Source organism: Agromyces zhanjiangensis, from assembly GCF_040496055.1.
GTDB classification, from domain to species: domain Bacteria; phylum Actinomycetota; class Actinomycetes; order Actinomycetales; family Microbacteriaceae; genus Agromyces; species Agromyces zhanjiangensis.
In genome coordinates, this window is record NZ_JBEPKB010000001.1 from 346,140 (window position 1) to 360,063 (window position 13,924).

A 13,924-nucleotide genomic window follows, 5' to 3' on the forward strand; every position below is an offset into this window, starting at 1 on the left:
GCCACACGCCACACGCCACACGCCACACGTGAGGATCTCAACTTCCCAACCCATCGAGCCACGACAGTCGCACCTGCTGAAACGATGTGTCCCGAATCTCCTCCACGCGAGCCACGGTATCGGAGGACCACCCGCCCGTTGTCGCGAATGCGACAGCGTCAGCACCCAGGAGAACCGCAGCTTCAAAGCGCTTGATCACAGACCGTTGACGCTTCCTACCGCTTCCGAGAGAGCCGTTCGACTTCGATTCAACGACGATCAGTTCATCGTCGATCAGCGCGATGAGATCGATCTCAAACCGGGTCGAGCCTGTCTCCATTGAAGCAAATTCCAGCTCTTCAACATCAAAGTAGCGTCGGGCTGCCCGCGCCTTGAATTCGCGCGCCACGAGGGCACTCACATCTCCATTTGCGCACAGTAGCTCGCCAAGGGCGGGGTGCAAATCGTAGAACCATACTGGCTCATCTGCAGGCGATCTCCATCGGGCCGCAGTCAGCTGATTACGCGCTTCACACCGCGCACAATTCACGACCTGTCCAAGCTCATCAATTGACACGAACGAAGGTGTGTGACAATCGGGGCAATCAAGGACAATCCCTCGTCGCATGAGACGACCCACGAGAAGCTGATCTAGAATGGACCGAACCTCTGCCCTTCCTGCGCCAACGGCGAATTCTGCGAAGGCATCGAAGGTCAGCATTCGCACTCCATGGAGCACGACACCGTCCTCTTTGGGGAAGTCTGAGCGCGAACTCCCACCAGGTTGAGCCGCGTACTGGAGGCCTGCGCGAAGCGGGCCTGCCAATAGCCCAGTCATCGCATCGCGTCCTCCGAGTCGCTGGGCGACGAGCGCTGAGTTCTGACCTGGTCGTGATAGCCGGGGGACCATTCCCCCGTCGCGAGCACGCGCATTGATCCAGTCAGCGAGTCCTGGAAACCGCAGGCGAGGCCGCGCAAGACGTGACCTTAGGACTGTATTCGACGGGATGAAGCCGTGCGAGGCGGCATGGAATGTGATTCCTGCGCGGCTACTTCGAAGGAGCTCAAATTTGGAATCGACCGCTAGGCAACCCGCGTCGACCCGTCGTGCCCGTGGCATCTGGTTTTCAGGCGTCGCTACGTCTACGAGCCACGCAGGTGACCCCAACCCAGTTAATGGCGGGTCTGTTGGTATCGGTGCGCTCAAGCCCGTGGCGAGTTCGACTGTCCCGCCCGTCTGCTCGCTCGCTGCGAGACTCACTACCTCGCCTACTTCATTCGCCAACATCAGCGAAAGCAGTGCATCTTGCGTTGCCACCGGCTCGCGCATCTCGAGCCAATCACCCTCAGCTGGCGATTCATCTTCGAGCTCAGGTAGGTCGATGGCGGCCAAGATCGACCGGATGATCGGCTCAAGCTGAGGGGGCGCTAGTGACATCGACACCGTGGCTAGCGACGGCTGGACAGCGTTATCTGTTGCGCGCAGGCGGAGTCGCTCCGCGAGCATCCAGTTGTTCGATAACAGCTCTACCGCATCTAGTGTCAGCCAAATCGCGAAGCCGATCGTCCTGTCATAGATCATCGCCATCGAGAAGTCTTCTGGGGTGTCGCCTATGACGACCGCGCCGGCGTCTTCGACGAAGCCCCCGCGAATCATCGCCAAGTCGGGATTTGCCGCATGAAACCATGGTGGATGTTCGGTCGAAATTGAGTCGACATCCTCGTCCACGCCGTAGGCAAGTTCTCGTGGCGGATGCGCCCCGGCTGGGTCAATACACCAGCGGAGCAGTTCAACTTCGTCAGGGACAGGCCGTCCTCCTCCAAGTTCAGCAATTCCCACTCTCGCACCGGCCCAGAGGGCCAGCGGAGAGTCCCACTCGGTTGATCCTGTCAGACAGGACATCGGCGTGACACCCACGCGCGGAGCGGCAAGAAGGGACGACTCGCGAGGCGGCTCGCCAAGTCGCAGATGCTTGATTTGCGGGCCCCGATGCGCCCCGGGGTACGCCAGTGTCGAGCATCTCAAGGCGAGGGTGGCGGCCGCCTTCCGGCCCGCAGCATCAGCGACCATTGGCGCCGAGTCGAGCGCGCGTTCAAGCATCTCCGGCGACATGGTGGAGTCCGCAGTGAAGGTCACTACATCCGGTGCCACCTCGTTCCATGTCGTATGACTGTGCGTCATGAGCGCCACGTAGTCGGGGTCGAACTTCGCGACCGCTTCCGCTATGTCCGGAACGATCGAGCCGGTCGGATCATATGGAACGAGGACATACCCTTCGCCGCCCCAGTGGCGGCTAGCTGTATGGATCGCCAGGCGCGCCCATGCACGCCAATGGTCATCGCCGCGGAAGAGCACAGCAATGCGCGGTGGGCGCAATCCAACAGTGGCAGCAATGGTTCGGGGTGACTCGCGGTTCGGCACAGAGTCACGTTATCCGCCGATAGTCGTCTTGGGCGCGACTGCCATCCATTGCGTTCGAAGGACGCGCGCACGCGAATCACGCCGGGGCCGTCGTCGCGTTTTGGAGGAGAAGCCGCTGACGGAATCAGAACGTTGAGCAAGTCGTCTAGCTTGGGCTCGCGGCGTCCGACGCTACGGCTGCTGGCCGACGACCTTCTAAACATGGCCTCGGGGACGGAGATCGGCCTCGATGCGGTCGAAGCTTCAGATTGGGGATCCCCGACTTCGTCACGCACCGTCCGGCTGCCACGCCGGGCCGACGCCCTCCGGGTAGAGCCACTCCCGTTCGGCGGATTGCTCGGCGGCCACGTCGAGGAAGCCGGCGACCGCGGGGCTGAGCGGCTCGTCGCGCCACGCGATCGACCACGGATACAGGGGTTGTAGCTCCTCGGGGCGGTGGATGGGCAGGCCGTGGTCGCGGTAGCGAATGGCGTACGACTCGAACTCGAGGAGGTAGGCCGCGTCGGCGGCACGCCGCATCCGGGCCAGGCACTGCTCGAAGGTTCCGGCGTTGCCGAGCCATCGGAACGTGGTGCTGAGCCGATGCTCGAGGGCGGCGAGGTACTGGCCGTGGACGTTGAAGGTCGCGGATCCCGTGGGATCCCCGAAGACCTCCAACGGACGGTCGTGGAGGGAGACCGCGTCAGCAGCCGGATCACCCGCTCGTCCGACCAGCCAGAACGGCTCGAGGCGCAGCAGGCGGTGCGACCACCCGCTGGGGTGGTCGGCGGTCATGGCCGGCGTGATGCGGATGATCGCGACATCCAGCTGGCCGTTGAGCAGCGCGTCGAGCTGACGCTTGCTGTCCATTGAATTGGCGATCACGGGGACGGTCGGGAACCGATCCGCGAACGCGTCGGCGACGACGCGACTGGAGTCGAGGTCGAAGATGTGCGCGATGCGGATGCCGGGATCATCCGGCCGAGTCATCCGCTCGGCCTGCGCGATCAGCACCCGCGCATCGCGCAGGAATCGCACGCCCTCGGCCGTGAGCGCGACGTGGCGGCTGTCGCGCGTGAAGAGCCGGAAGCCGAGGTCGGACTCGAGGCGGCGGATCTGCTTCGACAGGGCGGGCTGGCTGAGGTGCAGCTTCGCGGCGGCGCGTCCGAAGTGGAGCTCGTCGGCGAGCGCGACGAAGTAGCGCACCGATCGCAGGTCGAGGTCCATCCGTCCTCCTCCCCCGAAGCGTGCCCCTCCCCCGCCATCCATGCAAGATCGGTTATCGATCTCCCTTCGATCGGTCTTGGACACGACGGGTGCGGCGGGTGTGTGCTGATCATGTCCGCCGAGCGCGAGGAGCCTGATCATGGCCGAGAACCGTCCCGTCGTCTTCATCCACGGCCTGTGGCTGCACGCCACGAGCTGGGAACCGTGGATCGAGAAGTTCCGCGCAGCGGGCTACGACCCCGTCGCCCCGGGGTGGCCGAACGAGGCCGACACCGTCGAGGCGGCGCGCGCGAATCCGGATGCCGTGGCCGACATCGGCATCGACGAACTCGCCGCCCACTTCGGGGAGGTCGCGAACGGCCTCGGCGAGGAGACGATCCTGATCGGGCACTCGTTCGGCGGCCTGATCGCGGAGAAGCTCCTCGGCGAGGGCGTCGGCGCCGGGGCCGTCGCGATCGATCCCGCCCAGATCAAGGGCGTGCTGCCGCTGCCGCTCGCACAGCTGCGGTCGGGCTTCCCCGCGCTCGGCAACCCCACCAACCTGCACAAGTCGGTGGCCCTCACGAAGCCGCAGTTCCGGTACGGGTTCGGCAACGCCGTCAGCGAAGAGGAATCGGACGCGCTGTTCGACCGGTGGACGATCCCGTCGCCCGCCCGGCCGCTGTTCCAGGCCGCCGCGGCGAACTTCCAGATGCACTCGCCGGCCGCGGTCGACACCAAGCGGCATCCGCGTGGTCCGCTCCTGCTCATCTCCGGCACCGCCGACCACACCGTTCCCGATGTCGTCACGCGGTCGACGCTGAAGCAGTACCGGGATGCCATGACGGTCAACGAGCTCCAGCAGTTCGAGGGTCGCGGGCACTCGCTGACGATCGACAGCGGATGGAACGAGGTCGCCGACGCCGTGCTCGCGTGGCTGAAGACCCAGGGGCTGTGACGTGGACCTCGGCTTGGACGGCGCCGTCGCGATCGTCACGGGCGCCGGCCGGGGCATCGGACTGGCCGTCACCTCGACGCTCGCCGACGAGGGTGCACGGGTGCTCGCGGCATCCCGCACGCTCACGCCGGCGCTGCTGGAGCTCGCGGAGCACGGAGCGGTGGTGCCGGTGGATGCGGACCTCACCGATCCGGCCGTCCCCGACGCGCTCGTCGAGCAGGCGGCAGGGCTCGGCCAGCTCCGGATCCTCGTGAACAACGTCGGTGGGGTACGCCCGCGCACGGGGGGCTTCGCCTCCGTCAGCGACGAGGAATGGATCGGCACGTTCCAGCTGGACGCCATGACCGCGATCCGGATGACGCGGGCAGCCCTGGCGCCGATGCGAGCGGCCGGCCGCGGGGCCATCGTGACCGTCGCCTCGGTCAACGCGCGACTGCCCGACCCCGCCGTCATCGACTACAGCGCCGCGAAGGCGGCCGTCGTGAACTTCTCGAAGTCGCTGTCGAAGGAGGTCGGTCGCGACGGGATCCGCGTCAACACCGTGAGCCCGGGTCCGGTGGCGACCGACCTCTGGCTCGGCGACGGAGGGGTGGCGGCGACGGTCTCGGCCGCGGCCTCGGCCGGCGGCGGGGCCGGGGCCTCCCCGGGCGGACGTGGTCGCGGGTGCCGAGGCATCCATGGTCACCGGCCGGTTCACGACCTCCGAGGAGGTCGCCGCGCTCGTGGCGTTCCTCGCGAGCGACCGGGTCGCCGGCAACATCACCGGCGCGGACGTCGTCATCGACGGTGGGCTCACGGCGGAGCTCTGAAGCCTGCCGCGCCCGCCGCGCTCTCGGAGGTCAGCTGCGGAGCCAGGCCCAGGCGGCATCCGGGTCGTCGAAGTACGCCGCCTCCTGCGCGTAGAACGGGGTGGCGAGGTGGGCGAGGCGCTCCTCCCACTTCTTGTGGCCGATGATCGCCATGCGCGCGACCTTCTCGTGGAACTCGCGACCGAAGTGCAGGTCGGAACCCCACGCGCCGACCTTCTCCCACCGGAAGTCGCTGAGGTCGAGCATCAGCTTCACCGTGCCGTGCTCCTCGACCGCGGCCTCGACCGCGGGCGTCATCACGTCGTAGTCGGCCTTCGTCACGTCGCCGGACACGACGAACCCGAGGATGTCACCACTACTGCGGTCGGACTGCGTAATCGTCATCGGAGTGCTCCGCTCTCTCGTCTTCCCTGCCCAGCCTTGCGCGCGGGGGCGTCGGCGTCGAGAGGGCGTTGGTCCTGTTGCCCGCCGCGGACCCTCACCCCATCAGCGCGCCGCAGATGTCGAAGCCGTAGAAGCCCGGGTGCGGACCGTGGAGCGTCACCATCCCGTCTTCGAAGGCGAACGAGGCATAGCCGGCGTCCCTGATGAGGGTCCTCCCCTCCGCATCCAGAACGTGGAAGGGCACGCCGACCCACGTGACGCTGTCGTCCGTGTCGGTCTCGACGAAGTTCTCGGCCAGCTGGATGACGTTGGCGCCTCCCGTGATCACGGCCGTGTAGTGGATGATGAACTGCCCCCGGTCTTCGAAGAACAGGTGCGTCTCATGGGCGTCGACCGTCACGGTGAGCGGAATACCGCAGAGATCCGTGAGCTCGGCGCTGAAATCGTCGTCGACGCCCACGAACCTGAACTGCTCGACCTGATCGGTGTTCGCTGAGGCTGCGCCGACGGGTACCGCCGCCAGCACGGCGGCAGCCAGCACGGCGAAGAGCGCTCGAGTGATCATGATGACCTCCTGATCGATGTTCGTTTTCCTTCTTCCAACCCGCTGATGGCTCATCTGTGGCGTCGCGGCCGGTTCGGCCGCATCATCGCCATGGCAGGATGTCGATTCCGTGTTCGGCGGCGATCCCGACGAGTCCCGGGACATCCCACCCATGCGGAGGCGGCAGCCCCGGCCCGGGCGCCGGGTGGCCCAGCTTGGGAAGCAGATCCTCGATCCCCCCAGGGGCGATGATCTGCCAGGCGCGCAGTGGCTCGCGCGAGGCGACCTCGAACGCATGCGGCACGCGTTGCGGGAGGAACACGCACGCACCCGCCTCGGCGGTCCAGGTTCGGTCGCCGCACTGCACGTCGAGGGCACCGTTGCGGATGAGCAGGGCCTCGTCCTCGACCCGGTGCACGTGCCGGGGCAGACGGAAACCGGGTTCGGCCTGCAGGTCGACGAGCGTGAACAACCCGCCGGTGTCGGCCCGCCCGACGTGGATGGTCACGCGGGCGCCGAGGCACCACCACGACCGGGTGGATCCGGCGGCGGTGACCGAGGCTGCGTCGAGCGACGTCATACGCTCACGATGCGCTCGGCGGCCGCGCCGCGCCATCCCGCATGCCGATGGAGAACCCCCGCAAACAGGGGATGCGGGCTGCGGCCCACGGGACTAGCGTTCGGACCATGGTGGCATCCGCGCTGATCCATGCGCGCGACCGGCTCCTCCAGCACTCCGGCGTCGATGAGGACGTCGACGAGGTCCTCCAGGCCGCGCTCCGCGCGCTGCACGACGTGGCGGTGTTCCGATGGGCCGCCGTGATGACCGTCGACCCACGTACCATCCTGCCCACTGCCGGCGTGGTCGAAGGTTTCGATCCCTCCGCATGCGCTCCGTTCTGGGATCTGGAACTGGTCTCACCGGGCTACAACAAGTTCGCTGACCTCGCCCGGCGCGCGCCGCCCGTGAGCACGCTGTTCGACGCCACCGACGGAGAACTGACCCGCTCGCCGCTGTTCAACGACCTGTACGCCGGGCTGGGCGCCTCCGACGAGTTGCGCGTCGCCTTCGTGCTCGGATCGACCTGCTGGGGAGTCGGCACGCTGATCCGCGACGAACCGAACGGCGCATTCACCGACGCGGAGGTCCGCGACGTGCAGACCGTCGGCCATCTCATCGCCCGCGCCCTCCGCCAGGCGGTGATCCACGGCGAGTCCCAAGCGGATGCCTCGACGGCCATCCTGGTCGTCGACGGCGAGAACCGCATCGAGCACCTGACCGCCGACGGCCACCGGATGCTGGAGTCCGTACGCGGGTTCCGCTACGGCGGCGATAACGCGGCCGACGAACTGCCAGGGCTGCTGCTCGCGCTGCTCACCAGAGCACGGCACAGCAACTCCCAGACGATCATGACCACGCGGATCCAAGCCGCGTCGGGCCGATGGCTGCGCGTCACGGCCGCCCCGACCGAGGCCCACGACGGTCATGTCGCCCTGACGCTCGAACCCGCCCGGCCGGCCGATCTGCTGCCGATGATGCTGGAGACCTACGGGTTGACCGAGCGCGAGATCACCATCGTCATGTCGCTCGCCCGCGGCCTGACGAGCAAGGACATCGCCGCCGAGCTCACCCTCTCGCCATACACCGTGCGCGACCACGTCAAGGCGATCTACCGGAAGTGCGGCGTCAACACACGCGGCGAACTCGTCGCGCGACTCTTCACCGAGCATCTCCGTCCTGCGTTCGAAGAACGTGTCTTCGCAGGCGACTGACACGCTCGGCGGCTGCCCAACGGCCAGCGGCGGTAGCCATCATGTGCGGCCGGCGATGATCGGGTGCGATCCTCCCCGGCCCGACGGCACGATGACGCCGGTCGTCGCCGTGCTGGCGGTGCTGAGCCTGCCCGACGCGCTGAGCTGAGACGGCGGATGACGCGGCCGGCCGCCTTCGGGGTGGCGCGACGCTTCGCCGCCGCTAGCGCCGGCGGGCGGCCGGCGTGGGCGTCTGGGGCGGGCGGCGTGCGCGGGCGGGCGGCGGCATCGCTGCTCGTCGACCCGATCCAAGCGCAGGCGCCGTCGATCCAGTGACGTCCATGCTGATCACGGAGCGCGGCACGCCCTGCTGACTTCTCCTCCACAAGGCGCCTTCGCATCGATTCATCCACAGGAAGAATCGCTGGTCAACGGAGATTTCGAGCGCGAGCGGATGTCGGTGGGTGGGTGCAGGATCGAAGCATGGAAGAGCCCCCGACCCCCGCGCAGCCGACGCACCCGGCGCACGCGGCGGTGCCCGCGCTGGCTGCGCTCGAGCGCGGTGTGGCAGCGCTGCGGGAGACGTGGGCGGGTGCGATGCCGGCGAGTGGGGCGGTTCAGGTCGATGTGGAACGGATGGGCGATGCCGGGCTGGTGCGGGTCGTCGATGCACTCGCCGAGGCACGTCGTGAAGTCGATGCGGTCTTCGCCAGGGTCGCCGCCGAGGTGGCGAAACGGTCCGGGCCCGAGTTCGGCGTCGACGGTCTCGCGAAGGCACAGGGATTCCACAATCCGGTGCGCCTGATCGCGGCCGCGACGGGAGCGTCGCGGTCGGACGCACACCGGCTGATCGCCGTCGGTGCCGCGACCGCCGAGCGGCAGGCGTTCAGTGGTGAGCGGATGCCGGCGCGGCATCCGCATGTCGCAGCGGCGGTCGAGACGGCGACCATCAGCATCGAGGCGGCGGCCGCGATCACGTCGATGCTCGACCGGTCGGCGGCCCGGGCTGAGGTGAGCCGGGTCGACGTGGTCGAGGCGGCACTGGTCGATCTGGCAGCGCGGGTGCCGCTCGAGACGCTGATGCGCGGGGTGCGCGAGGCCGAGGCGCGGCTCGACCCGGACGGAGTCGAGCCCCGCGACGACGAGCTGCGCATGGGGCGCTCACTGATGATGCGCGAAGACAACCACGGGGTGGTGCACCTGCATGCCCGCCTCGACCCCGAGAGCGCCGCACCGGTGAAGGCGGCGATCGAGGCGCTCGTCAGCGATGCGCTGCGCCGGCGCGAGCCGGGGGCCATCAGCCCTGCGGTCGAAGACCGGCGGTCGATTCCGCAGCTCCAAGCCGACGCGCTCGCTGCACTCGCCCGCCATACCCTCGGCTGCAGCCAAACGACGGCGGCGCTCGCGAAGACCACGGTCGTGGTTCGCGTCGACCTCGACACCCTCATCGACGGGCTCGGGCACGCGAGTATCGACGGCCTCGAACAGCCGATCTCCCCCGCCACCGCGCGCCGCATGGCTGCCGACGCGGAACTCATCCCAGCCGTGCTCGGTGGCGACAGCCTGCTGCTCGACCTCGGCCGGGCCGCCCGACTCTTCACCAAGGCGCAGCGGCTCGCGCTCGGCGAACGCGACGGCGGCTGCGCCTCCTGCGGCCAGAACATCGGCTACGTCGAAGCCCACCACATCGACTGGTGGGAACGGGACGCCGGCCCGACCGACCTCTCGAACGGAGTCCTGCTCTGCAGCTTCTGCCACCACATGATCCACCGCGACGGATGGCAGATCCGCCCGGGCCCCACCGAGGTCTGGTTCATCCCACCACCGCGCATCGACCCAGCCCAGGTGCCAAGACTCGGGGGCCGGGCGCGATTCGAGCTGCGCGAGGCGCGCGCGGCATGACGCCGGGCGGATGCGTTCAGCGCGCACTCGGGCATCATGATCACCACACGTCGTCGAACTTCTTGCTGCGAGTTCGTGATCTCGAACAACGGCGACGATGCCAGGCCCGCGCCCGAGCTTCGACATCATCGACGCCCGGGCGACTCGGTCGTCGCCTCGGAACCCCGTCAGTGCCCGCCGTCGGCGAGGATCGCCTCGAGCCGCGCCACGCACTCCGCCACGAACTCCGGGAACGTGCCCCAGTAGTACGGGATGCCGCTCACCGCGACCGCGATCGCCCAACCGCGGGCACGCAGCCACGTCGGCTCGTCGAGGTCGAGCGCGTCCCGATAGGCACGGCGCGCCGCCGGCGGCAGGTCCCAGACTGCGGCGTGCTCGGCGTCGGGTGCCCCCACCGAGAGCGCGCCGAAGTCGATGACCGCGCACAGCCGCCCGTCACGGGCGAGCAGGTTGCCCGGGCGCAGGTCGCCGTGCAGCCACACGTGCGGCGCCGGCGAGTCGGGCAGCGCGAGCGCGTCGCGCCACCACCGTTCGAGCCGGTCGACGTCGAGCGAGTCGCCGACCAGGGGGCGGGACGCCGCGAAGGCGGGCTCCACCCACGACACCGGCTCGCGCAGGCTGCCGCCGCGGTACCAGCTCAGCTCCCTCTCCCGTTCGGCCCCCATCAGGTCGATGCGGTGCAGGTCGCGGACGAACTCCGCCAGGTCGGCGCCGAACCGCGCCCAGTCGTCGACCGTGTCGGATGCCGGCGGGGCGCCCTCGATCCACCGGTACACCGACCAGTCCAGCGGGTACCGATCCGACGGAACACCGGCGTGCACCGGCTCGGGTATGCGCACCGGGAGCCGAGGCGCGAGCCGCGGCATCCACTCGCGCTCCTTTCGCAGCGAAGCGACGCCGCCGGGCGTCCGCGGCATCCGCACCAGCATTTCATCGCCGAGGCGGAACATGACGTTGTCCGTGCCTCCCCCGGCACGGACCAGAGGGAGGTCGGCCCACTCGGGGCGCTCGCGTCGAATGACGGATGCCGCGAGGTCGGCGTCGATCGGGATCTCGTCGTGGTGCAGGGCCATCCACGTCAGTCTGGCACCGGAACGCCTCCCCGAACCGACACCCTTGTTTTATACGCACATAGGTGCGTATAGTCGCGACCATGCCACGACGACGCCCTGGAGTGCTCCTCCCGATCGAGCTCGCGATCCTCGATGCGGGGCTCACCATCCAGCCGCGCGAGGGGTCGTTCTTCGGCTTCGCGCTCGCGCGCACGCTCTCCGAACGGGACGGATCCGCACTGATCGCCCACGGCACGCTCTACCGCGCCCTGAATCGAATGGATGCCGCGGGGCTGCTCGAATCCGAATGGGAAGCGCCCGAGCTGGCCGAAGCCGACGGACGCCCGCGTCGACGCCTCTACCGGGTGACCGGAGCCGGTGAGGCCGCGTTTCGTGCGGCCGCCCGCGCCGAGCAGCAGCGCGGCACCGTGACCGGAGAGGCGCTCGCATGACCGGCCGAAACGACCGAGCGGTCGAACGCGCCGCCCGGGCGACGCTGCACTGGACGCTGCGCTACACGGGCGGGCTCGATCCCCTCGTCGCGGCCGACCGGCAGCACGAGATCCTCTCCGACCTGCACGAGCACACGGCGTGGGCGTCCGACGCCGGCATCGGCCGGCGCGCCACGGCCCGGTCGATCCGAACGCGGATGCTGCGCGGCATCCCGGCTGACCTCGGCTGGCGGCGCGCGCAGCTCACCGGCCGCGAGGGCATCCGGTTCAGCCTGCCGCGCGCCGACGGGCTGCTCCTCGCCGCGGTGGCAGTCATCGGCATCGTGCAGGTCGCGGTCGGCGCGTTCACCGCGGCCCGCCAGGTGCGCGCACTCCTGATCGACGACATCAGTTGGGTCCCGAACTCCGCCGCGCTCACCATCGCCCTCGGCGCGGTCGCGCTCGTCGCCACCGCGCTGTTGTGGCACCGACGCACGCGGCACTGGGGTGCGGCGGTGCTCGCCGTCACCGGCCTCCTGATCTTCGCGCAGAGCGTCGAGGCGCTGTACTACATCAGTGCGACCGCGCTCCTCGTGATCAACCGGGTGACGTGGCTCGAATCCGCCGCCTGGGCCATCGGCACCGGCATCGCGATCCTCTGCCTCGCCGGCACCGCCCAGTGGGCGAACCCGGCGCGCCGCCTCCCGACAGCTGCCGCATCCGTCCCTACCGGAGAGGAATCCCGATGAACATGCAGGACCTGCTCGATGACGAGCGTCGACGCGACGAAGCGCGACGGGGCCGACGGATGCCGCGGCGCCGCGTCGCACTCCTCATCGGCGCCGTCGGAGCGGTCATCGCCCTCGGAACCGGTGCAGCCCTCACCGCAGCGGCCGTCTCCGAGGTCAACCGATACGAGCAGTTGTCGGCCGCGGCGTCGGACGTCCCGCCGACCGCAACCGATTCGGCGACGGACCCGACGCTCACGCCGACCGGCCCCGAGCCGAGTGCGTCGCCGGCAGCGGCATCCGCTTCAGGTGAGGCATCCGCTTCGGTCGACGGCGACGTCGAACAGGCCCCCGGCGGCATCGCCACCATCCTCGGGTACACCGTGTACGACGAGACCTCCGACCTCGACCTGATCCCGAGGCCGTCGGCGGAGTTCGTCGAGAAATGGGCGATCGACGTCGAGGTCGGCCTGATGCAGGACCACCTCGACGCGGCGTGCATGGCCGAGAAGGGGTTCCGGGCGGCCTTCATTCCGATGTGGCAGACCTGGGAGAACGGCGACACGATGGCGGTTCGCGACGAGCTCGACGCCTTCAACGACGCCCGGACTCCCGAATGGCAGGAGGCGTTCTGGGGCGCTGACGACCAACCGCTCGGCGACGCCTACGACTGGACGCAGGCCGGATGCCACGGGGCATCCGTGCACTACACCGGAATGGACGACGCCAACTAGGCCGCACCGCTCGAGGCATCGGACACCGGGCGCGCTCCAGCTCCGAGGACCTCAGGCCGCGTCGCGACGGGCCGTGGCATCCCGCACCGCATCGAGCACCGCCTGCAGCGCCGGCGAATCCGCCTGGCTGCGGCGATGCACGGCCGCGACGCCGCGCACCGACGCCGGCCGCACGGTCGGGATCGCCACGAGGTCATCGGGCAGCTGCGACCGCCCGAGGCGCGGCACCAGCGCAACCCCGAGACCGGCGCGCACGAGTTCGAGGTGGTTCTCGAACTCCATCGACTCGTGCACGATGCGGGGCGCGTTCGAGACGCCGTCGAACAGGCGCCGCAGCCACTGGCGGCAGATCGTCGAGTCGAACGTCGCGACCCACTCCTCGTCGGCGAGGTCCTGCGGCGTGAGCGCCGCGGCCCCGGCGAGCGCGAGCGGATGCTCGCGGCGCAGGATCACGTCCGCGACATCCGTGAACAGGGGCGTCTCGACCAGGTGGTCGGGCATCGCGAGCGCGACGCCGCCCCACCGGTGCACGATGCCGAGGTCGCGCTGGCCCGAGGCGACAAGCGCGATCGTCTCCCACGGCTCGCTCTCGCGCATCGGCACCCGCAGCTCCGGATGCTCCGCCCGCAGCCGCGGCAGCACGTCGACCAGCAGCCCCCGCACCGCCGTCGAGAACGCCCCGATGCGCACCTCGCCCGTGATGCGGCGCGCGGCCGCGCCATCCACCCCAGGCCCCCGGCCTGCGAGATGCAGGTCGGCCTCGATGCGCTCCAGGTCGGCGAGCACCGTCGCCGACGACGTGACGAGGTGGCGACCGGCATCCGTCAGCACCACACCGCGACCCGCGCGCTCGAGCAGCGCGACCCGCGTGCCGCGCTCGAGGCGCTTGATCTGCTGCGACACCGCCGACGGCGTGAACCCCAGCGCATCCGCCGCCGCCGCGACGCTGCCGTTCGTGGCCACCGCGCGCAGCGCAACCACGGCTTCGAGATCGATCATGCAGCAATGCTACCGATTCATGAGGAGAAATGGTCTCTGGTGTTT

At 69.1% G+C, this 13,924-nt stretch carries 14 protein-coding genes and 1 pseudogene; 8 read left to right on the plus strand and 7 right to left on the minus strand.

The window, feature by feature from the left end:
- Nucleotides 1–37: 37 nt before the first annotated feature.
- Both ABME02_RS01650 and ABME02_RS01655 read right to left on the minus strand, forming a co-directional pair.
- On the minus strand, nucleotides 38–1,708 hold the full coding sequence (locus tag ABME02_RS01650) for a hypothetical protein (protein ID WP_353813525.1): 1,671 nt from the start codon (nucleotides 1,706–1,708) through the stop codon (nucleotides 38–40).
- 960 nt (nucleotides 1,709–2,668) lie between these two features.
- Nucleotides 2,669–3,607, minus strand: a complete 939-nt coding sequence (locus ABME02_RS01655; protein ID WP_353813526.1) for a LysR family transcriptional regulator — start codon at nucleotides 3,605–3,607, stop codon at nucleotides 2,669–2,671.
- 139 nt (nucleotides 3,608–3,746) lie between these two features.
- Between ABME02_RS01655 and ABME02_RS01660 the strand changes: the two genes are divergently transcribed.
- The 3 genes and pseudogenes from ABME02_RS01660 to ABME02_RS01670 all read left to right on the plus strand — a co-directional run bounded on the left by ABME02_RS01660 (nucleotide 3,747) and on the right by ABME02_RS01670 (nucleotide 5,353).
- A complete protein-coding gene (locus tag ABME02_RS01660) occupies nucleotides 3,747–4,544 on the plus strand; it encodes an alpha/beta hydrolase (protein ID WP_353813527.1) in 798 nt (265 codons plus the stop codon).
- 1 nt (nucleotide 4,545) lies between these two features.
- Nucleotides 4,546–5,064 (plus strand): annotated as a pseudogene (locus tag ABME02_RS01665) (SDR family NAD(P)-dependent oxidoreductase); the annotation flags it as partial.
- 157 nt (nucleotides 5,065–5,221) lie between these two features.
- On the plus strand, nucleotides 5,222–5,353 hold the full coding sequence (locus ABME02_RS01670) for an SDR family oxidoreductase (RefSeq protein ID WP_353813528.1): 132 nt from the start codon (nucleotides 5,222–5,224) through the stop codon (nucleotides 5,351–5,353).
- A 30-nt stretch (nucleotides 5,354–5,383) separates the two neighbouring features.
- On the opposite strand, the gene ABME02_RS01675 is transcribed toward ABME02_RS01670, so the two are convergent.
- The 3 genes from ABME02_RS01675 to ABME02_RS01685 form a co-directional block, all read right to left on the minus strand.
- A complete protein-coding gene (locus tag ABME02_RS01675; protein WP_353813529.1) occupies nucleotides 5,384–5,737 on the minus strand; it encodes a SpoIIAA family protein in 354 nt (117 codons plus the stop codon).
- Nucleotides 5,738–5,831: 94 nt separating this feature from the next.
- Entirely contained in the window at nucleotides 5,832–6,446 is a 615-nt protein-coding gene (locus tag ABME02_RS01680; protein WP_353813530.1) for a hypothetical protein, read from the minus strand.
- The gene (locus ABME02_RS01685) at nucleotides 6,385–6,897 is read right to left on the minus strand and encodes a cupin domain-containing protein (RefSeq protein ID WP_353813531.1); all 513 of its coding nucleotides are present in this window, start codon (nucleotides 6,895–6,897) and stop codon (nucleotides 6,385–6,387) included. Before ABME02_RS01685 ends, ABME02_RS01680 begins: the two co-directional genes overlap by 62 nt.
- Nucleotides 6,898–6,968: 71 nt before the next feature.
- Between ABME02_RS01685 and ABME02_RS01690 the strand changes: the two genes are divergently transcribed.
- Together ABME02_RS01690 and ABME02_RS01695 are read left to right on the plus strand one after the other, a co-directional pair.
- Nucleotides 6,969–8,054 carry a LuxR C-terminal-related transcriptional regulator gene (locus tag ABME02_RS01690; protein ID WP_353813532.1) on the plus strand — a complete coding sequence of 362 codons (1,086 nt, stop codon included), beginning with the start codon at nucleotides 6,969–6,971 and terminating at the stop codon, nucleotides 8,052–8,054.
- 462 nt (nucleotides 8,055–8,516) lie between these two features.
- Complete coding sequence (locus tag ABME02_RS01695) at nucleotides 8,517–9,935, plus strand: HNH endonuclease signature motif containing protein (protein WP_353813533.1); 1,419 nt, start codon at nucleotides 8,517–8,519, stop codon at nucleotides 9,933–9,935.
- Between the two features lie 167 nt (nucleotides 9,936–10,102).
- Here the strand turns inward: ABME02_RS01695 and ABME02_RS01700 are convergent, their stop codons facing one another.
- The gene (locus ABME02_RS01700) at nucleotides 10,103–11,008 is read right to left on the minus strand and encodes an aminoglycoside phosphotransferase family protein (RefSeq protein ID WP_353813534.1); all 906 of its coding nucleotides are present in this window, start codon (nucleotides 11,006–11,008) and stop codon (nucleotides 10,103–10,105) included.
- An 80-nt stretch (nucleotides 11,009–11,088) separates the two neighbouring features.
- Here ABME02_RS01700 and ABME02_RS01705 point away from each other — a divergent pair, with 80 nt between their 5' ends.
- The 3 genes from ABME02_RS01705 to ABME02_RS01715 are packed head-to-tail and all read left to right on the plus strand — an operon-like array spanning nucleotide 11,089 to nucleotide 12,880.
- Nucleotides 11,089–11,439 (plus strand): PadR family transcriptional regulator, encoded by a 351-nt coding sequence (locus ABME02_RS01705; RefSeq protein WP_353813535.1) that lies wholly within the window; start codon nucleotides 11,089–11,091, stop codon nucleotides 11,437–11,439.
- The gene (locus ABME02_RS01710) at nucleotides 11,436–12,167 is read left to right on the plus strand and encodes a hypothetical protein (protein ID WP_353813536.1); all 732 of its coding nucleotides are present in this window, start codon (nucleotides 11,436–11,438) and stop codon (nucleotides 12,165–12,167) included. Before ABME02_RS01705 ends, ABME02_RS01710 begins: the two co-directional genes overlap by 4 nt.
- On the plus strand, nucleotides 12,164–12,880 hold the full coding sequence (locus ABME02_RS01715) for a hypothetical protein (protein ID WP_353813537.1): 717 nt from the start codon (nucleotides 12,164–12,166) through the stop codon (nucleotides 12,878–12,880). Before ABME02_RS01710 ends, ABME02_RS01715 begins: the two co-directional genes overlap by 4 nt.
- Before the next feature lie 51 nt (nucleotides 12,881–12,931).
- On the opposite strand, the gene ABME02_RS01720 is transcribed toward ABME02_RS01715, so the two are convergent.
- Entirely contained in the window at nucleotides 12,932–13,879 is a 948-nt protein-coding gene (locus ABME02_RS01720; protein WP_353813538.1) for a LysR family transcriptional regulator, read from the minus strand.
- Nucleotides 13,880–13,924 lie beyond the last annotated feature (45 nt).

Excerpts from the sequence above, each read along its gene's own strand:
- ABME02_RS01655 (WP_353813526.1), bottom strand. The coding sequence starts at position 3,607 with ATGGACCTCGACCTGCGATCGGTGCGCTACTTCGTCGCGCTCGCCGAC.
- ABME02_RS01660 (WP_353813527.1), top strand. The coding sequence starts at position 3,747 with ATGGCCGAGAACCGTCCCGTCGTCTTCATCCACGGCCTGTGGCTGCAC.
- ABME02_RS01670 (WP_353813528.1), top strand. The coding sequence starts at position 5,222 with ATGGTCACCGGCCGGTTCACGACCTCCGAGGAGGTCGCCGCGCTCGTG.
- ABME02_RS01675 (WP_353813529.1), bottom strand. The coding sequence starts at position 5,737 with ATGACGATTACGCAGTCCGACCGCAGTAGTGGTGACATCCTCGGGTTC.
- ABME02_RS01680 (WP_353813530.1), bottom strand. The coding sequence starts at position 6,446 with ATGTCCCGGGACTCGTCGGGATCGCCGCCGAACACGGAATCGACATCC.
- ABME02_RS01685 (WP_353813531.1), bottom strand. The coding sequence starts at position 6,897 with ATGGCGCGGCGCGGCCGCCGAGCGCATCGTGAGCGTATGACGTCGCTC.
- ABME02_RS01690 (WP_353813532.1), top strand. The coding sequence starts at position 6,969 with ATGGTGGCATCCGCGCTGATCCATGCGCGCGACCGGCTCCTCCAGCAC.
- ABME02_RS01695 (WP_353813533.1), top strand. The coding sequence starts at position 8,517 with ATGGAAGAGCCCCCGACCCCCGCGCAGCCGACGCACCCGGCGCACGCG.
- ABME02_RS01700 (WP_353813534.1), bottom strand. The coding sequence starts at position 11,008 with ATGGCCCTGCACCACGACGAGATCCCGATCGACGCCGACCTCGCGGCA.
- ABME02_RS01705 (WP_353813535.1), top strand. The coding sequence starts at position 11,089 with ATGCCACGACGACGCCCTGGAGTGCTCCTCCCGATCGAGCTCGCGATC.
- ABME02_RS01710 (WP_353813536.1), top strand. The coding sequence starts at position 11,436 with ATGACCGGCCGAAACGACCGAGCGGTCGAACGCGCCGCCCGGGCGACG.
- ABME02_RS01715 (WP_353813537.1), top strand. The coding sequence starts at position 12,164 with ATGAACATGCAGGACCTGCTCGATGACGAGCGTCGACGCGACGAAGCG.
- ABME02_RS01720 (WP_353813538.1), bottom strand. The coding sequence starts at position 13,879 with ATGATCGATCTCGAAGCCGTGGTTGCGCTGCGCGCGGTGGCCACGAAC.